Source organism: Oceanospirillum sanctuarii (assembly GCF_002150805.1).
GTDB classification, from domain to species: Bacteria; Pseudomonadota; Gammaproteobacteria; order Pseudomonadales; family Halomonadaceae; genus Oceanospirillum; species Oceanospirillum sanctuarii.
This window is the reverse complement of record NZ_MTBA01000004.1, coordinates 1,128,711-1,147,915: the sequence shown is the minus strand read 5'-3', so window position 1 is coordinate 1,147,915 and position 19,205 is coordinate 1,128,711. Positions and strand designations below refer to the sequence as shown.

General features: G+C 53.1%; 11 protein-coding genes. 7 read left to right on the top strand and 4 right to left on the bottom strand.

Annotated elements, in window-relative coordinates; all coding sequences use genetic code 11:
- The first annotated feature begins 168 nt into the window (after window positions 1-168).
- Window positions 169-1,803 (top strand): methyl-accepting chemotaxis protein, encoded by a 1,635-nt coding sequence (locus BV405_RS12140; protein ID WP_086481094.1) that lies wholly within the window; start codon window positions 169-171, stop codon window positions 1,801-1,803.
- A 151-nt stretch (window positions 1,804-1,954) separates the two neighbouring features.
- Here the strand turns inward: BV405_RS12140 and BV405_RS12135 are convergent, their stop codons facing one another.
- Both BV405_RS12135 and BV405_RS12125 read right to left on the bottom strand, forming a co-directional pair.
- On the bottom strand, window positions 1,955-3,139 hold the full coding sequence (locus BV405_RS12135; protein WP_086481093.1) for an MFS transporter: 1,185 nt from the start codon (window positions 3,137-3,139) through the stop codon (window positions 1,955-1,957).
- A gap of 423 nt (window positions 3,140-3,562) precedes the next feature.
- Window positions 3,563-5,515, bottom strand: coding sequence for a methyl-accepting chemotaxis protein (locus tag BV405_RS12125; RefSeq protein WP_217895636.1), 1,953 nt, complete (start codon window positions 5,513-5,515; stop codon window positions 3,563-3,565).
- A gap of 386 nt (window positions 5,516-5,901) precedes the next feature.
- Between BV405_RS12125 and BV405_RS12120 the strand changes: the two genes are divergently transcribed.
- The 5 genes from BV405_RS12120 (at window position 5,902) to nrtS (ending at window position 16,199) form a co-directional block, all read left to right on the top strand.
- A complete protein-coding gene (locus BV405_RS12120) occupies window positions 5,902-10,887 on the top strand; it encodes an alpha-2-macroglobulin family protein (RefSeq protein ID WP_176330134.1) in 4,986 nt (1,661 codons plus the stop codon).
- A 49-nt stretch (window positions 10,888-10,936) separates the two neighbouring features.
- Window positions 10,937-13,432, top strand: a complete 2,496-nt coding sequence (pbpC, locus tag BV405_RS12115) for a penicillin-binding protein 1C (RefSeq protein WP_086481089.1) — start codon at window positions 10,937-10,939, stop codon at window positions 13,430-13,432.
- 177 nt (window positions 13,433-13,609) lie between these two features.
- Window positions 13,610-14,056 carry a hypothetical protein gene (locus BV405_RS12110; protein ID WP_086481088.1) on the top strand — a complete coding sequence of 149 codons (447 nt, stop codon included), beginning with the start codon at window positions 13,610-13,612 and terminating at the stop codon, window positions 14,054-14,056.
- 92 nt (window positions 14,057-14,148) lie between these two features.
- Complete coding sequence (gene trmH, locus BV405_RS12105) at window positions 14,149-14,904, top strand: tRNA (guanosine(18)-2'-O)-methyltransferase TrmH (RefSeq protein ID WP_086481087.1); 756 nt, start codon at window positions 14,149-14,151, stop codon at window positions 14,902-14,904.
- Between the two features lie 197 nt (window positions 14,905-15,101).
- Window positions 15,102-16,199: a nitrate/nitrite transporter NrtS gene (nrtS, locus tag BV405_RS12100; RefSeq protein ID WP_086481086.1), complete on the top strand. Its 1,098-nt coding sequence runs from the start codon at window positions 15,102-15,104 to the stop codon at window positions 16,197-16,199.
- On the opposite strand, the gene BV405_RS12095 is transcribed toward nrtS, so the two are convergent.
- Window positions 16,200-16,637: a hypothetical protein gene (locus BV405_RS12095; RefSeq protein WP_140054589.1), complete on the bottom strand. Its 438-nt coding sequence runs from the start codon at window positions 16,635-16,637 to the stop codon at window positions 16,200-16,202.
- Window positions 16,638-16,909: 272 nt separating this feature from the next.
- Here BV405_RS12095 and BV405_RS12090 point away from each other — a divergent pair, with 272 nt between their 5' ends.
- Window positions 16,910-18,103, top strand: coding sequence for a MalY/PatB family protein (locus BV405_RS12090; RefSeq protein ID WP_086481084.1), 1,194 nt, complete (start codon window positions 16,910-16,912; stop codon window positions 18,101-18,103).
- 14 nt (window positions 18,104-18,117) lie between these two features.
- On the opposite strand, the gene BV405_RS12085 is transcribed toward BV405_RS12090, so the two are convergent.
- On the bottom strand, window positions 18,118-19,203 hold the full coding sequence (locus BV405_RS12085; RefSeq protein ID WP_086481083.1) for a hypothetical protein: 1,086 nt from the start codon (window positions 19,201-19,203) through the stop codon (window positions 18,118-18,120).
- Between the last annotated feature and the right edge of the window lie 2 nt (window positions 19,204-19,205).

The following is a 19,205-nucleotide window of genomic DNA, read 5'->3' as shown; positions in this document are numbered from 1 at the left end:
ACAGAAGGCTACATTAATGACTTGTAATGCGTTGTGTAAGTGGCATCTTAGAGGCCATAACAATAAACAGAGCGTACGTTAGGTCAGTGTCTGATCAATAAAAATTATACCCCACACAGACGCTGAAAATCCGACCGCCGCTCATAGCAAGAACTAAGGATCTCCCCTATGGAAATGACGTTTCGCCGTCTACCAATCCAATTGCGCATCTGGCTGCTTCTGTTACTGGTCTTTGCCTCGATCAGTGTGCTGCTGGTTGTCTCCCTTCAATATTCCCGTGATGGTTATACCGATCAGAAAACCAGTGAACTCCGTCACCTGAATGAATCTGTCATCAGCTTGTTTGATGGTCTTAATAAACAGGTTCAGGCAGGTAGTATGACGCTGGCAGAAGCTCAGGATACCGCCCTTAAGCTGGTGAAGCCGATGCGCTTTGGCCAGAACGATTACTTCTGGGTTCAGGATCTGAACGGCATAGTTAAAATGCACGTCAGCGATAAGCTGATTGGTAAAGACCTGAGCCAGATTAAAGATGTTAACGACAAACAGTTTTTTGCCGGTATGGGCCCTAAGCTGCAAAGCACCGGCGAGTTTGTGTCTGAATACCACTGGACCCGTGCCGGCTCTGATAAGCCTGTGCCAAAACTCTCCTTTGTCCTGGCGTACAAGCCATGGGGCTGGGCTGTGGGCACAGGTGCGTATATCGATGATATCGATGCCCAGTTTAACCGTCAGATGATCTCGGTATTGTCTGCTGCAGTTGTCATTATCGGCGTTATGGCGGCTATCGCCTGGCTGATTGCCCGCAGTATTACCCGTCCGCTGAAAGCCACCGTTCAGGCGATGCAGGATATCAGTCAGGGTGAAGGTGATCTGACTTCCCGTTTGCGTGTTCGGGGTAACGATGAAATCACCCAGCTGACCTTCCATTTCAACGCTTTTGTGGAACGGATTCATCAGGTGATCATTCAGGCTAATAAATCCTCAGAAGCAGTATCTGCCGCAGCAGAGGAACTGTCCTCGATCACCCGTGAGAGCAGTACCACCATTGCTCAGCAGGCGAAGGAAACCGATCAGGTCGCCACCGCGATTCATGAGATGTCCACAACTGTGCATGAAGTTGCGCAAAACGCCGGTGAAGCAGCTGCTGCGGCTAACCGCGCCGATGAGCAGGCCCGTCAGGGTAAAGCTCAGGTTGAGGATGCGATCCGTGCCATTCATGACCTGAATGGGCAGGTGAAAAACTCGGCGGATGTGATCAAGACCCTGCGCTCTGACAGTGAAAACATCGGTAGTGTGCTGGATGTGATCCGTAACGTCGCCGAGCAGACCAACCTGCTGGCGCTAAACGCCGCGATTGAAGCAGCACGTGCCGGTGAACATGGCCGAGGCTTTGCGGTTGTGGCAGATGAAGTTCGCACGCTGGCGCAACGGACTCAGGAAAGTACCGATGAGATTCAGGGCATGATCGAGCAGTTGCAGGCTGCGGCTATGAAAGCGGTAACTGTGATCGACGAGAGCCTGAAATACACCGAAGCGACCGAAGCTACCGCAACCGAAGCGGGCAGCTCGCTGGATACTATTCTGGCAGCGGTTGAGTCGATTCGGGATATGAACGACATGATCGCCAGTGCCGCCGAAGAGCAGTCTCTGGTGGCAGAAGAGATCAACCGTAACGTGGTGAATATTGTGGATCTGTCCCAGACGACATCTGAATCCACTGACCAGGTAAATCATGCCAGTGATGAGCTGGCGGGACAGGCGGATACCCTGCACAATCTGGTACGTCAGTTTAAGGTCTGATCGCCAGGCTAAGAAATGCAGCTGAAATAAGATGCACCTGAAATAAGATGTGTCCGGCATAGAAAGCAAAAGCCGCTGAGGAGTTTTCCTCAGCGGCTTTTTCGTAGTGACCGTTATGGTAGTTGCGGCAGCTATAAAATTTGAGACGGTTTTAATCTTTTGAGGTCAGGGCGATCAGGCCGCTGGTACAAACCAAAGCCAACACCAGCCCGGTAATGCCCAGCCACTGCCAGTGGCTCCAGAAATACCCACCCACGGAGCCGATCAGGCTGGAACCGGCATAGTAAAACAACAGATAAAGCGCCGATGCCTGAGCCTTATATTCATTGCTCGCCTGTCCCACCCAGCTACTGACGATAGAGTGCGCGCCAAAGAAGCCGAAGGTGAAGATTCCCATCGCGGCAATAATGATCCAGAGACCGTCTAACACGGTGAGCAGAAGTCCGGCCAGCATCAGTAACATGCAGATCAGCAGCACCGGACGCGGGCCAAACCTGTCCGCTTTAGCTCCCATCCAGGTAGAGCTGAAGGTGCCCAGCAGATAGATAACAAACAGCCAACCGATAGCCGCTTCACTCAGCAGATAAGGCTCATCGTGCAGGCGGAAGCTGACGTAGTTATAGAGGGTAACCAGACCGCCCATCAGCAGGAAACCGTGCAGAAAACGTCCCAGTTGCGGCCAGTGTCCCAGATGGTGAGCAAAGCCTTTTGCCATCGCTTTTAACGACAGACTCTGAGGGGCGAAATGCTTCGACGCCGGCAGGGCAAAGGCGAAGATCAGGCTGCAGGCAAGGCTGATACCCGCCAGCACCTGTAACGCCAGATGCCAGTTGTACAGCTCTGTCAGGGTTCCGGTAATGATACGTCCGGACATACCGCCCACGGTGGTGCCGCTGACGTAGAGGCCCATGGCTAGACCGCGACACTCCTGACTGAACTCTTCATTCACATAGGTCATGGCGATAGAAGCCAGTCCCGCCAGTGCAAAACCCTGCAGGCCTCGAATAATCAGCAACAGGCTGTAGTGCTGAACAAAGGTCACCACAAAACCCAGTACTGAGGCCAGCAGCAGGGCGGTCACCATCACGCTCTTACGTCCCACACGGTCAGAAATACCGGGGGTAAACAGGAGCGCAACCGCAAGGGATGCGGTGGCAACCGATAGACTGAGACTGGCAGCGGCCGGTGAAATATCAAACTCCCGGGCGAGCAGAGGCAGCAGCGCCTGAGTGCTGTACAGATTGGCAAAGGTGACAAAAGCACCGGAAAAGAGCGCCAGGCTCGCTTTCCAGAAGGCGGACTGGTGACGCTGAATGGCAGTGTCTGTATGAGACATACACAAGCTCCACCGGCAGGTCTGACTCAGACGGCCGGATCAAAATACGGGATTCAGACAGGCAGAGCTCAACACTCCGCGACTTTCCCACAACGTGACGTTAGCGGAAAAATGGCAGGTAGAGCCTGAATGTGTCGTTATCGATATGGGTTATCGTTTTGGCAACCAGTGCGGGTTTGGTCTTTGCAAGAAAATCTTTGTCAGATCCGCAGCGTTATTTTTATCGGGTGCTGCTTTGGAGTTGGGCTTTACGTTACTCCTGAGAGCAGAAAAGCTCCAGCATCTGAAGCAAAAATTAATAATCAGATGCCGGAAAATAGCGTTTTTAGTCGAATAACCGAAGCCTGCTGGCTCTGTTTATGGAGCGGACGCTGGCTCCGGTTATCGCTAAGGCTGGCTGGTACGGGGCTGGCTGCTATGGCGCTAGCTGGTACGGAACTGGCGCGCCATACGTTGCAGGTCCTGACTCAGAGTATCCAGAATCCGGCTGGCTTCAGCCCGTTCTTCGCTTGCCTGCGCGGCTTCATTCAGAGTCTGCTGCAGGGCTTCACTCTGCTGTTGCAGTGCCCGAACCTGGCCGGTCTGCTGCTCTGAAGAATCCGCGATAGAGGCGATCTGTTCACGGGTTTCCAGTGCGCAGTGGCCGATATTCTGCAGTGCCTGGCGAGTCTTGCTGGCTAGCTTCAGGGTCTGATCAGACTGCTGCTGCAGCTGTTCCATATCGGAGCAGGTTTGCTGCACTTCATCGCCGATGGTGCGTACGATAGCAACGATCTGTTCGGTCATCTGATGAGTCCGGCTGGCAAGGTGGCGCACCTCATCGGCGACTACCGCAAAACCGCGACCATGCTCGCCTGCGCGTGCTGCTTCAATAGCAGCGTTCAGAGCCAGCAGGCTGGTCTGATCGGCAATGCCCTGAATATCATCGGTGATCTCAGAGATGCTGTCGGTACGTTCACTCAGTCCCAGTACCTGCTGTGAACAGAGTGCCAGTTGAGCGGACAGGTTTTCCAATGCTTTATGGGTCTGTTCGATATCGTCCTGACCGGCACGGGCAGAGGTTTCTGTATCCCGGCTTACAGCGTTTGCCTGCTGGGCGTTGTGATCGATGGTGGCGATCTGATCCACCAGTTCACTGATCGCCTGATTGATCGAGTGCACGCTGCTCTGCTGTTGCTGGGCGTTGATCACACTTTGCTGACTGTTGGTGGCCAGCTGACTGCTGGCAGAAGCCAGACTGTCGGTGCTGCGTACCAGTTGTTGGATCAGTGTCTGCAGCTTGATCATAAACTGATTAAAACTGCGGGCGATCAGGCTTAGTTCCTGCCCGCCCTGTTCCGGCAGACGGGCGGTCAGATCACCATCACCGGAAGCGATATCGGTCAGACGACGGTTCAGCTGCAGCAGAATACGGCGTACGTTGCGGCTGATCAGAATCGCCAGCAACAAGCCGACAATGGCAGCGGCAGCACTGGCACCAATCAGGCCGGAGCGGGTTTGCTGGGTCAGGCTCTGCACCGTCTCACTGGTGTCATCCAGTAGGGCAAGAATGCCTTGATTCAGCTCTGATGCCGCCACTGAAATGGCATCACTTGAGCTATCCAGTTGCTCCTGAACTGCCTGACGCTTATGGGTCAGTTGACGGCCTTCGTTGATGATCAGCGCTACGCCATCGAGAGATTTGGTCAGCTGTTCGATGCGGTACTGCATCTTTTCGCTCAGCCCCGGGCTGTCGAGCTGCTGCTGAAAGGCGCGGGCTTCGCCGAGGTAATATTCCGCTTCCGCCAGAAGATTCTCGTCTCTGTGGGTCAGATACTGATGCAGGAAGATGCGGGCCTGCTGAAAGTTTGCCTGTAGCTCACTGACCACAACCACCAGCTCTGACAGATCGCTCTGACCATTAGCCGTCAGTTGAGAGACCAGCTTTTTGATCGCGCGGTCTGTGCCTCTTGAGGCGGATTCCAGATTTTCCCGCAGGCTTTGCTGCTGGCTCATAAAGCCCACCAGTTTGTCCCGGAACAGATCGGAATAGCCCTGATTCAGCTGCTGAACCTGATCCAGCAGTTCCTGCTGACCCGCAGAGTTCATGTAAGGGCGTAGCTGTTCCAGATTTTCGCTGAAAGCTTTTTCACGGGTCGCGAACTCATCCAGCATCAGGGGTTGAGGATTTTGCTGGTAGTTCAGTACCAGAATACGCTGTCGTGACAGATATTCGCTGATCGCCTGAGCTTGCTGAGTCATAGGCGCAATCTGGGTAGTGGCCGCCGCCACATCACGGTCGATTCGCTTCAGCGAGAAAAGAGCGATGGCGCTGACAGAAATCAGCAGCAACAAAATAGTGATCGGTGAGATCAATACGCGACTTGTAATCGACAATTGATTAAATCTTAGCGTCTGCATAAAGGCATGCCGTCTAGGATAAAGGTTGACGAAAGTCGTAGAAGAGAAGACGGACAATAGTACCGATAAAATGTGCCGAAACTGTAATGAATTGTAATTTTTGGGTGCGAATATCGCGTTAAATCAGCAAAAAATGCCAATTTCAGTCGAAAAAAGGTGAACCAGGCGGAAAAAATTACTCTTGCTCCCTTTGAGCCCCTCTTCTGATCCTATACCCGTGGCCTCAATCAGTTATACTCGGCAAAATTTTCAGATAGAGTTTTTGCTCTCTGCTGTCCGATCTAATGTTATTGCAGACCAGATTTCCGGTAACGGGAATCTCAACCGGTTCTGTAAGTGGCTTTTCCACAGGGAATATCCGTATGATTCAGACCTCCGTTTTCGGTGACCGGTATCTGTCCGGCCTCCGGCCTTCTCATCAGCCTTCTATGTCCTGGCTTACATCAGGGGTTCTGGTTCAGAACCTGCTAGCCATGCTTATGATGGTCTCTCTGCTGATCGCCGTACCGGCTTCAGCGGCAGATAAGCCGAATGATATCTATGCCGGTTTGCCTTTAACCGTGACCCACATCGGTGAGGTTAGCTATGACGACGGTAATACCGTTGGTATCCGCTTCTCCGCGCCGCTGGATGGCAGTAAGCCTTTTCAGTCCTATGTTCAGGTTGCCAGTCGCAACACTAACTGGGTGCTTTCGGAAGATGGCCTGTTTCTCTATTTGCTGAATCCTGAACCGGAAACGAAATATGAAGTACTGGTGGCGGAAGGTCTGCAGGCCGCCAACGGGGCAACCTTGTCCAGATCGAGTTCCAAGGCTGTCACCCTGAGTCCTGCGCCTAAAATTGTTCGCTTTCTGAGCGATGGTCACTATCTGCCTTTAAATGGCTCCGGTGGTTTACCGGTGCAAAGTCAGAATGTGCCTCAGGCTAATGTCAGCTTCTTCCGGGTGAAAAATGATGAGGCAGCCCTGCGTACTTTACTGAGCTGGAAGCGGAGCAGCACCAGTGAAGGTTATTACCGCCTGAACGATATCGAAGAGTTGCTGGATCTGGTCTATGAAGCCCGCTTCGAACTCAATGCTGAAGCTAATAAGCTGAAGACCGTGAATCTGCCGGTGCAGAACATCCCTGCTTTAAAAGATCCGGGGGTTTATCTGGCAGTGATGCGGGATCCGACCCGTTTTGAGAATACCCTGTCTGTAAACTGGTTCAGTGTGACGGATCTGGGTGTCCACGTTCGCCGTTACCGTGATGCGATGGATGTATATGTACATCGCCTGTCCGATGCTAAACCTGTGGTAGGTGCCAGGGTCGAGTTGCTGACCTATAAGGGTGCTAACAACCGCTGGCACAGCACAACCGGTATGGGCAAAACCAATATTCCTTATCAGGTTGAACCCTACCGCCAGAAAGCGCTGCTGGTCACCGAAGGCAACTCCGTTACTCTGATGCCGCTGAATCAGCCGCCACTGGATCTGTCCCGAATGGGAACAGGTTCCCGCCAGTTCCTGCAGCGTGAGCTCTTTATCTATTCGCCCCGCGATCTCTATCGCGGCGGTGATACCGTGACCATTAATGCTCTGCTACGGGATGAAGATGGTCAGCGTCTGCCGGATACCAAGCTGATGCTGACACTGGTGCGCCCGGATGGGCAGAAAGTGAAAAATCTGAGCTGGGAAAGTAGCGGTAACGGCTTCTACAGCTTTGATTATCCGCTGGCTGCTGATGCTAAAACCGGTAACTGGCAGGTTCAGGTGAAAGGCCCTGCCAATCAGGTCTGGCGTTACAGTTTTAAGGTGGAAGACTTTATGCCGGAGCGGCTGAAAATCAGCTGGAATCCGGATAATCAACCGCTGGCTCAGATGGCCTCCCAACCTCTGAGTGTGAAGGTGCTGGGTGAGTATTTGTACGGTGCTCCAGCGGCCAATAACCGCTTTGATGCCGAATTTAAAATCTCCCCGTCAGTTCACCCGATTGCGGCCTTCCCGGATTTCTTCTTTGGTCAGCCGAAGAACAGTGACTGGAATCAGGCGTTTTCCCGAACGAATCAGCTGTTGAATGCAGCCGGTGAACTGGTGCTGACGGAACAGCCGCGCTGGAAAGAAACCAAGATTCCTTTACAGGCGCAGATTACCGGTAGCCTGTTCGAGAGTGGTGGTCGTCCGGTTGTGCGTCGTCATACCGTTCACTTACTGCCTGCCAACAGCCTGGTCGGTGTGCGTCCTCTGTTTGATGACAAGGTCGCCAGCAACAGTCTGGCAGAGTTTGATCTGATCTACACCAATATTGAGGGTGAGCTGTTAGCCAAACAGGATCTGACCGTCAAGGTGGTTAACCAGACCCGTAAAACATACTGGCGTTTCAGTGATAGCCGGGGTTGGTATGCGACCCATACTGATCAGGATATCACCGAGCTGACCCTGCCGGTTTCCATTGCAGCCGGTGAAAAATACAAGCTGCAGATTCCGGTTAACTGGGGGCAGTATCGTCTGGAGATCACCGATAACAGCACAGGTCTTGTGACCCGTCTGCCGTTTGAAACCGATTACTGGTGGGGAGATCAGCCTCAGAATTCTTCTTTTCCGGATCAGGTTGCCCTGACGCTGGATAAACCAGCTTACAAGGCCGGTGACAAGGTACAGCTGACGGTGACACCACCATCTGCCGGTGAAACTCTGATTCTGGTGGAAAGTGATCGACTGCTCTGGTCAAAACGGATCACAACGCCGAAAGAAGGCTCCGTGGTTGAGATTCCGGTTGATCCTGAATGGAAGCGACATGATATCTACATCACCGCACTGCACCTGCAACCGAGTGATAAAGAGGGGCGTATTACGCCAACCCGGGCGATTGGTCTGACGCATCTGCCTTTGGATCGCACCGAGCGCAGCCTGCAGGTAACGACAGAACTGCCGGAGAAGTGGTTACCGAATCAGACGGTGGAAGCCCGTCTCAAAATCTCCGACAGCCAAGGTCAGCCGGTTCAGAAAGCCTGGGTGACACTGGCTGCGGTGGATGTGGGTATTCTTTCCATTACCCGTTTTGAAACCCCGGAACCTGCGGATTTCTTCTTTGCTCAGCGCAGCTATCAGGTTAAGCACCATGATATGTATGCGGATCTGATCGAACTGAATGATGACAAAAATGCCGGTATCGCCTTTGGTGGTGATGGCGGCCTGACCCGTGGTGGTGATCTTGCCCGTTCAGAGGTTCAGATCGTATCCCTCTACTCCGGCCGGGTTGATGTCGTAAATGGCGAGGCGGTGATTCCGTTAGATCTGCCGGACTTCAACGGTCGCCTGCGTCTGATGGCGGTGGCCTTTGATGACAACCGCTTTGGCCATCTGGAAGAAGAGATTATCGTTGCTGCACCTCTGGTGACACAGCTGTCGCTGCCGCGCTTTATCGCTGCTGGCGATGAATCTCAGGTTGCTCTGGATGTGACTAATCTGAGCGGTGCGCCTCAGGAGGTTCAGGTACAGATGCAGGCGACAGGCCCAGCGACCTTTGCCGATCCTTCCGCGCTGACACAAACCCTGACCTTAGCGGATAAAGAAAAGCGTACCCTGAACTATCGCTTTACCGCTGGCAACCGTAACGGCCGGATTGAGTTCAACGCTAAAGTCACCGGACTTGAAGAGTATCCGGTAGATCGACGCTGGGGGCTGATCAGCCGTCAGCCGTATCCGGTGAGTACGCAAGTGAAGCGCAGTTCGCTCGCACCGGGTAAGAGTCTGGTTCTGGAGCCAGCTGATTTCGCCGCAGATCCATCCTCAATCAACCCGGAAAGTCTCAAGATTGCTGCCGGTATTGCTAATACAGTGCCGTTAGATGTGCACCGTCATCTGGATAGCCTGCTGCACTACCCGTATGGCTGTCTGGAGCAAACGGTGAGCAGCACTTATCCGTGGCTTTATAGCCTAGATAGTGAGCTGGAGGCGATTGGTGGTGCTCAGTACTCACCGGCCTATCGTCAGTCCGCGCTGGAAGCCGGTCTGGAACGATTGGCTAAAAAGCAGAAGAGCAACGGCGGCTTTGGTATGTGGTCGGCCACCGATGAGTATGAACAGCACTGGCTGACGGCTTATGCTGGTCACTTTATGACCGATGCCGTCAATGCCGGTGTTAGTGTCGATTCCGCTCTGATGGAACGTACTCTGAAGCGTCTGCAGGACTATACCCGTGGACGCGGCAATATGCGTGAACGCTGGTCGCCGGAACCGGATCAGTACCGTTTTGCTTATCAGGCTTATGCTCATTATGTACTGGCCCGTAACAACCGTGCGACGCTGGCGGATATCCGTCGTCTGGCACAGAGCGTGACCAGTCAAACGCCATCTCTGAGTATTGTTCAGCTGGCGGTTGCCGCCAAACTGCAGGGTGACCGTGGGCTGGCCAATATCCTGATCGCCCGTACCACAGGGCCGGATCTGATGACCTCCGATGGTGGCTGGCGTTATATCGGTCACTACGGCTCTCTGATTCGTGATAAAGCGCAACAGGCTCGCCTGCTGGCGGAACACGATATGGATTCCGGACGGCTTCAGAATCTGGCTCGCTCCGTTAGCGGGCAGCTGAGAAAGCGCCGCTATCTGAGTACTCAGGAACAGATCTCCGTGTTGCAGATGTCTCAGGCGCTGACCGCATTCGGTGGTAAACCGTGGCAGGCCGAGGTTCGTCTGGGCAGTAAGAGTTCCCGTTACACCTATGACAAAGGTTTCTACCTGAGTGCGGAAGGTGAAGATCTGATGCAGGGAGCAGAGATTATCAACCGTAGTCAATCCACCCTGTATGCGGACTTTGCGATTCAGAGTACACCGAAGACGGCACCTCCGGCTTCCAGTGAAGGTGGGGTTCTGGTGACCCGAAGCTTTATGGATGCATCGGGTCAGCGTTTGTCGGTGCGTGATGGCAAAATAGAGCTGCAGACTGGTGACCGTGTTCTGGTCAGCCTCTTTGTACGCAGCGATAGCTTCCGTCCTGATCTGCTGCTGGTTGATCTGCTGCCTGCCGGTCTTGAGCTGGAGAACCAGAATCTGGGGGACAGCCTGAAACTGAATGAGATCAGCGTTGAAGGCCAGACCCTGGATCAGTGGATGAAACAGGCAGATATCCGCCATCAGGAATACCGTGATGATCGTTTCGTCACCGCGCTTTCCAGCGGTAAAGATGAGCGCTGGGGAGAGCACGAAGTGACCCGTATCTTCTATCTGGCTCGCGCTGTGACTCCGGGCAGTTACCGGATTCCGAACTCCCTGGTTGAAGATATGTACGATCCGGAAGTTCGCGCCATCAGTGATTCTCCGGGACTGCTGGTTGTTTCTCAGCCGGATACAGAAGCTCAACAGTAGAACGGCTTTGAGTAAAAGTAGAACGGCTTTGAGTAAGGGCAGAGCTGCTTTGAACAAGAAGCTTGACCAATTCCGACGTAAGTACCCTCTGACAGCAGGCCTACTTGGCCTGCTGCTTTTCTTTTGTCTGTTGTTTGCACTCTGTTTTGCGGTGCTGGATCGGGTTTATCCCCTTGAGGCAGTTCTGCCCGGAAATACAGGTCGGATGGTTGATCAGCGTGGTTCTGGGATCGAGGAAAAAGCCGGATCGAATCGATTAGGTTTTGCTCAGACGGTGGTGGATCGCTACAAACGTCCTCTGCGAATTTTTGCTGACCATGAAGGCCTCTGGCGATATCAGGTTGGGCTCAATGAGGTCTCAGCGGATTATCTTAAGGCGGTGCTCAATTACGAAGATCGCTGGTTTTATCAGCATCCCGGATTTAACCCCTTTGCGATTGCCCGAGCTGCCTGGCAGAACTGGCGCTGCGGCTGCATTGTGTCCGGTGGTTCGACTATCACCATGCAGGTGGCCCGTCGTCTTGATCCCCATCAGCGTAATCTCTCCGGTAAGCTGCATCAGATTCTTCGGGCGATACAGCTGGAGTGGCATCTGAGCAAAGAGGAGATTCTGACCCTTTATCTCAATTATGTGCCCATGGGGGGCGTGATTGAGGGAGTGGAAGCTGCAAGCCGTCTCTATCTGGATCGCTCTGCATCTGAGCTTTCACTGGCACAAAGTGCCTTGCTTGCCGTGTTGCCGCAGGCACCTTCCCGTTTACGACCGGACCGTTATCCGCAACGGGCCCGGGCAGCGCGGGATAAGGTGCTGCAACGCCTGTACGATTTCGGTGTGATTGATCAAAAGGCCTTTGAACAAGCCAAACTGGAAGCCGTGGTCGCCTGGCAACCGGATATGCCTTTGTTAGCCCCCTTGTTGTCCCGGGAGCTGCATCAGAAATATCCCGATCGGGCGGTGATTCAAACCACGCTGGATGCGGATATTCAGGCGGAGCTGCAAACCCTGCTGCAGGAAGAGATACAGGTGTATCCCAACGGCCAGTCGGCAGCCATTCTGGTGGCAGATAACGCCTCCGGAGAGGTGATCGCTTATGTCGGGTCGGCAGATTTTCTCAATCAGCAGCGCTTTGGTCATGTGGATATGGTGCAGGCGATTCGCTCGCCGGGTTCGACCCTTAAGCCCTTTATCTACGGGTTAGCCTTGGAGGAAGGACTGATCCATTCTGCCAGTCTGCTGCGGGATACGCCGCGTTATCAGAAAGAGTACCAACCGGAAAACTTCGCCCGGGCGTTTTCGGGAGCGGTGGATACTCACACGGCGCTCAGGCAGTCGCTGAATCTGCCCGTGGTACAGGTGCTGGAGGCTGTGACTCCGGAGCGCTTTGCTGCAGCTTTAACCAATGTCCGTACCCCTTACCGTATGCCCGGTGGTAGTCGGCCTAACCTTGCCATGGCGCTGGGTGGTGGTGGCTTTAACCTCTGGGATCTGGTGAAGCTTTATGGCGGACTGGCCAATAAGGGGCAGGTTCAGCCGCTTAAGGTTTTAAGGCGCACCGGAGATGAAGCCGATGTCAGTGGCGCTACCAGCCATTCTGAAAGTGAAACCGATAGCCGCTGGCTGATGTCTGAAGAAACCAGTTGGGTGGTTGCCCGTTTGCTGCGTAATGCCCGTCCGGATCAGACCCGGAATCCCGCGATTCGGGATCAGGCGCCCGGCATCGCCTGGAAAACCGGCACCAGCTATGGTTTCCGGGATGCCTGGGCGATTGGCGTTACCCCGAAACTGACCATAGGTGTTTGGGTAGGGCGACCGGATGGTACGCCTTCGCCGGGGTATTTCGGTGCGATTACAGCACTGCCGATTCTGTTCCGGATTCAGGATTTTCTCGACCCCTACCCACGTTGGCCCGATATGCCGGATCGCGTCAGCCTGCAGAATATCTGTTGGCCGTTGGGGCAATTAGCGGAAGAGACCTCCCCTGAGCATTGCCATGTGGCTCATCAGGCCTGGGTGATTCGTAAGCAGGTGCCGCCAACCTTGCGGGATGCGGTCACAGATGGTCTGCAGCCTAATCCGATGACGATTCGGGTTAACGCACAGGGTGAGCGACTCAGCAGTGGGTGTTTACCCCAAAGCGGTCAGGTGACAATGCAAAAGCTGGCGCTTTGGCCGCAACCGACCGAGCCCTGGATTCCGCGGCGCTGGCGCTTAAGTGAGCAATTGCCTTCGTTAGCTAAAGGCTGTGCGCCGGATGCTCTGATGTCGGCACCCTTGCATATTGTCGGGCTGAAAAGTGGCGAACGCCTGCTGCAGCCGGATGATGCCCCGGAAGAAAACCAAAGTCTGCAACTGGAGGTCTTTTCCGTTGGTGGTCAGGGTGAGCGGGACTGGTTTCTGAATGGCCGCCATCAGGGACGGACAGAACCCGGAGCTCCTGTCATGCTGAATTTTGAGCAGCCCGGTGCCTATGAGCTGGTGGTGCTGGATCAGCAGGGACGTCTGGAGCGAGTGAACGTTCAGTTGGAAGCGCCATCAAGACGTTAAGTCTGATAACGGACCGAAAAGATGTTAACCATGAACTGAGATTGAACTCTCAAAAAATAACCCCATTTGGTTAACACTCTGATTTATAATCCAAATCCTGCTGAGTCGAGCATCATTCTCTGACCTGGCAGGCGAATCATCTCTGAATGATGTGTCACCCTATCGTAAGGATCTCCCTTGGAACTGATGTTAAATACCTCGCTGCTTGTGCTGGCGTTGGCGCTGGTGTTATTGCCGGCTATCTACGCGTTTTCTTCTGAGCTACTGGCTCCTGCTGCTCGTTATCCTGAAGCGGGATACAACCAACGTATTTCGGCGTTAAATGTCCAGCAGGCACTGTCTCTGCCGGGACTGCTGATTCTGGTGGCTGCGCCTTTTCTGATGGATTTCAGTGTTCAGTCGATGGCGGTTTACTGGCTGTTGGTGGCGGGGCTCTGGCTGCTACAGGTTCCATTATTCTGGTTGCGCATGGTCGACCTGCGCCAGGCTGCCCGAAGTGTGAACTGGGGAGGTGCCAAAAAGCGCAACCGTCAGATTCAGATACTACTGGCGGTACAGGTCGCTTTTGCGTTTTTTGCAATGCTGGTGGGTGTGGAATGGACGAGCAGCGTGCAATCTGCATAATGTCCGCTGCTTTTGCTTCCCATGATCATTAAGGGCTGCAAATTGAAGCCCCGTTATAAAATACCCACAGCCACCTGACCGAGGAATACTGAGTGAGTCCCGAGCGCTTTGCCAAGATTAAAGCGGTACTGAACCGCCGCCAGCCGGATCTGACAGTGATCACCGATAACGTGCATAAATCCCGCAATCTGTCGGCGATTGTGCGTACCTGTGATGCTGTGGGCATTCCTCATGTTCACTCGGCAGACCCTGATGATGGCTACGGCACTTACCATGGAACCGCTAAAGGCAGCCACAGCTGGGTGAAGGTGCATCTCTATGAGGGTGTGGATAAGCCGATCAAAAAACTGCAGGCGGAAGGTTTCAAGGTTTACGCGGCAACCTTTACTGATCGCGTGGTGGATTACCGCCAGCTGGATTACACCCAGCCCTGCGCCATCCTGATGGGGGCGGAGAAATTCGGTGTCAGTGATACTGCCGCTGAGCTTGCGGACGAACACATCATGATCCCTATGATGGGCATGGTGGAGTCCTACAATGTGTCGGTCGCTGCGGCGATTATTCTGGCGGAAGCCCAGCGTCAGCGTGCTGAAGCGGGTCTTTATGATGAATCCCGTATGGATCCGGAAGAGTATGAAACGACTCTGTTTGAATGGGCGCAGCCTAAGATCGCTCAGTTCTGCAAAGAGCGTAATCTGGACTATCCGCTACTGACGGAAGAGGGGGATATCGAAAACCCGTCCGAGTGGTATCAGTCGGTGAAAGTGATCCGTGATGAAGCCCGTGAAAAACGTGAAGCGGTTAAGGCGGCTCTTGCTTCAGATGGCCTGGATCAGACCGCAGAATAATCTGATCATCGGTGTGTGTTTTAAAAAACCGTGGCTTTGCCCACGGTTTTTTTAGGTCTCGTTTTTGTGCACTGTTTTCCGTGTTCTGATTTTTTTGCATCTCTTCTGCATCTTTAATCCTCCTGGCTGCGTAACTTCCTTAAATCTTCTGGTTAACTCTGCTGTGAAAGCAAACGCCATGAAAAGGATGCTCCGTTATGCCCGATTTGTATGATCACCAACCGAATCTTTTTGAACCCGCTGCTGTCGTTAAAGCGATAAAGGTCTCCCTGATTGTCGGCACGCTATTAAACCTGATTAATCAGAATGCCGTTTTCGCCGGGGCTCCCGTCCACTGGTGGCAGCTGGGGCTGACTTATCTGGTGCCCTTTATGGTGTCCCTGTTCAGCGCTTATGCCGGATTAAAGCAGGCTTATGGCCGCTTTGTTGAACAGCAGAAGCTTGCTAAAGCACATCGTCAGGAGAAGATGCAGAGTATCGAGCATACGCTGAAGGGGATCCTGTCCACGACGAATCAGGTTTCTGATAACGCTAAAAACGTGAACCAGCGTTCGAGAGCGCGGGTTGAGTTTGCGGAGCAGACTCTGAATCAGGTGCGTTCGGTTTCTGACAGTGCCAGTGAGGTTCTGGGTGATGTGATGACCGCTGATCAGCAGGTGGAGCATCTGGACTGCCAGCTGACGGAGCTGGATCAGCAGAACCAGTCCTTTACCCGTGAGTTTGAGCAGGCAGCCCAGTGGGCAAAAGAACTGCTGGCCGACACTCAACAGTTCAAAGAGCAGTTCGATAAGGTAGAGAATATTGCTTCAACCATTACCGGTATTGCCGATCAGACCAACCTGCTGGCGCTAAACGCTTCGATTGAAGCCGCAAGGGCTGGCGAAGCGGGTCGTGGCTTTGCGGTTGTTGCTGATGAGGTGAAGTCCCTGGCGAACAAGTCAGGGGAGTATGCCGGAGATATCAATAGCCTGATGGCTCAGCTGAGTCAGGAGAGCCAGACACTGTCATCCAAAGTGCAGCACTTTTCCGATTCTATGGAAGCGCTGTTGGCGCAAAGAGATGACGAACGTATCGCTCTGGTGAATGCTTCCATCGGCCAGATTAAAGCAGCCATGTATTCTGTGACTCAGCGAGCCGAGCAGCAACTTGATCAGACCCGCTCTGTGGTTGAGCAGGTCGAGCAAATGGCTTCTGATGCCGAAGCTGCGGTAGCAGGCTCCGCCACCAATATTCAGTTGAGTGGCGGAATGATCGAAGGGCTAAATAAAGGTTTGCTGCAGCTGAAAGCTGCCTGATCAGTCCTTTAGCGTCAGGGGGATAACCTTCTCTTTTTGGTTGTCCAGCAGTGCCTTCATTGCGGCTTCAGCCTGAGGGTGATCAAAACGCTCCGGCAGGGCATCCAGTTGTTCTGCAGGAGTTTTATCCTTATGGATCATCTGCCACTGAGCCAGCCATTGTTGCCAGTCCGCTTCATTTTCCGGGCCGTTAAACTGGGGCATCTGACTGAGCAGATAAACCGCTGCCCGGTCAAAACTGTCCAGCACACCGGCTTCTGCAACATCCGCCAGCAGCGCTTTGCTCAGCTGGTCGTGCAGCGGTCGGCTGAGCCAGCCTTTTAGTCCCGCCGTATCCGACAGGATTCTTACCAGCAGAGCTTCATCACCCTGAGCCAGATTAAACCAGGTGAAAAGGGCGTAATGTTTGGCGATGTAAGGTGATGCTGATGTGGTCATGGTTTGCTCTTGCTGGTGAGTATCAGAAATTATGTTTTGCTCTGTGGCTTTTTTGTTGAACAGGCTTTGCCTGAGTGGGCTTTCAAAGGTAGCCTGAGACTCCTGTGGGCAGGTTTCCAATAACAGGCTTTAAGACGCGCCCTAAGCGAATTGCCACAGGAAAGAGCCGTGAGTATAGCAATTGTTGACCGGAAAACTAGGCTATTACATCCAGCCTGAACGGGCTCACGCTCGATTCTTCTTTTTCCTTCTGATTCAGAACCGGAGCTATCGTGACTGCTAATAACCCTCAAACTGACACCACTGTTTCCTCCCGATATAACTTTGATCAGCCGGTGGATCGTAGTCATACCGACAGTGCCAAGTGGCGGCATTATCAGCTGGAAGGGGAGCGTCAGGGGCGGGAGATTCTGCCGATGTGGGTGGCGGACATGGACTTTGTTTCTCCGCCTGAGGTGCTGGATGCACTGCAACACCGGGTCGCCCATGGTGTCTTTGGTTATGGCAAGATTCCGGAGAGCATGACGGAGGCTTTCTGTCATTGGTACGCAGAACATCACAACTGGCAAATTGATCCCAAGTGGATCGTCTGGTTACCGGGGCTGGTTAGTGGTTTGCACGCGGTGGGGCGGGCTTTTGGCGAAGCGGGCTCCGCTATTATGACCCACACTCCGGTTTATCCGCCGTTTCTTAAAGTTGCTGTCCGTAATCACAAGCAGCTGCAGGCGATCCCTATGAAGGAAGGTGAGCGCTGGTCGCTGGATCTGGAGGCGATGCGTGCAGAGGTTAAAGACAATACCCGCCTTTTTATGCTCTGCAATCCGCAAAATCCCACCGGACGGGTTTTCTCTGAGCAGGAGCTGAAAGCGCTGGCTGATTTCTGCATCGAGCAGGATCTGGTGATCTGCTCTGATGAGATTCACTGTGATCTGGTGCTGGATAAGACGTATCGCCATATTCCGTTGGCCAGTCTGAGTGACGAGATCGCAGCCCGTACGGTGACGCTGTTAGCGCCCAGCAAGACCTTTAATATTGCGGGCCTTGCCTGCTCGGCAGCGGTGATTCCTGATGCCAAATTGCGCAGCCATTTTAAGCGTTCAATTGAAGGCATGATGCCCGGCGTCAATCTGTTGGGCTTTGTCGCGGCAGAGGCGGCTTATCGGGATGGGGCTGAGTGGCGGGAAGAGCTTTTGCATTATCTGAAGGCTAACCGGGACATGATCGTTCAGTGGGCTGCAGGTAAGGATCAGGTGGCCCTGAATCAGCCGGAAGCGACTTATCTTGCCTGGTTGGATCTTAGGGCAACAGGTCAGGAAAACCCCGCGCAATGGTTGTTAAAAGAGACAGGGGTGGCGCTGTCAGAAGGTGCTGATTTTGGTCTGCCGGGCTTTGCCCGACTGAATTTTGGTTGTCGTCGAGAGCTGCTTGAGCGTGTTTTAAAGCGGCTGGATACAGTGCTGAAGTAGACCTGTGTCGGCACTCAGTACTGAGTGCCGAACTTGGCTTCCAGCTGAAAGGTGATACTCATATTGCCTTCATAATCATCTTCAGCAGATAAGGTATCTGCCGGTGTGACACTGAAAAACAGCCAGTCTCCATCAATTCTGCGACGTAAAGTGGCGCTGATCTGAGCTTCGTCGATCAGGTTTTCAGCTTCATCTGTCGTGTAGAACGTGATGTTGTAGGTCGCTCGCAGATCCTGACTGAAGACTTTAACCAGCTGCCAGCCGTGCTGGTAGTGCGTATTTCGACTATCGAGTAAGTAATTAATACTGGTTGTATGCTGAAGGCTGGTTACCTGATCGATAGGCTTAAAAGTGTGTAACGCAATACCTGCACCAAAGCCTGAGCTTTCTGTCCAATAAACACCCGGAACCGGACGAAAATACCAGGATCCCACCTGAATTGTTTGCCCGACCCTCAGGTAGCTTACAGGCTCAACGGCCAGAGAGCTGGTTGCAAATTGCAACCCGTTGTCGAAGGTTGTCTGCCATGGAGAGTCAGGGGCTTTATAGATGTAGCGAACAAAGATTCCTGCTTTATTGGCTTCAAGTACTCTTGATTCGAAAGATGCTGATGGAGGTGTTTCAGTTTTCCCGTTGTCAGGGTCACTAGAGTCGTCCTCTTTTTGATCCTGCAGATCATTCTGATCATCCACTCTGATCAATAACTGTAGTTTACTACTGGTTGCGGGTAAGTCTGCCTGAAAATTGACTCCGTTGATTTGGGTTGCGCTGCCAGATTCATCAAACTTGAAACCTGAGCTCAGTGTGATAGCGCTTTCATTGGGTTGATCTTTGTCCGGAGAGCCAAAAAGTGAATCTAAACCTAGGCCAATAGTTGACGCAGTTCGCCCTAAGAGGTTTCTGCTTTGGGCTACCCCTTTTTTGACAACTTTCAGTTCAATTGAAGATGCTTTTTCTTTTGAGTTATCAGCACTATTTGTTTTCTTTGTGGGGATATCAGGTACTACTAAGCCGACTTGCGCATTACTGTAGGTGCTGGTCAGGCAAAGAAGGATCGTTACCAGAATGTTGATTAAGTATCTGAGGTCGTATTTTATCAAAG

Coding starts and splice junctions, on each gene's coding strand:
- BV405_RS12140 (WP_086481094.1), top strand. CDS start 169: ATGGAAATGACGTTTCGCCGTCTACCAATCCAATTGCGCATCTGGCTG.
- BV405_RS12135 (WP_086481093.1), bottom strand. CDS start 3,139: ATGTCTCATACAGACACTGCCATTCAGCGTCACCAGTCCGCCTTCTGG.
- BV405_RS12120 (WP_176330134.1), top strand. CDS start 5,902: ATGATTCAGACCTCCGTTTTCGGTGACCGGTATCTGTCCGGCCTCCGG.
- nrtS (WP_086481086.1), top strand. CDS start 15,102: ATGCCCGATTTGTATGATCACCAACCGAATCTTTTTGAACCCGCTGCT.
- BV405_RS12095 (WP_140054589.1), bottom strand. CDS start 16,637: ATGACCACATCAGCATCACCTTACATCGCCAAACATTACGCCCTTTTC.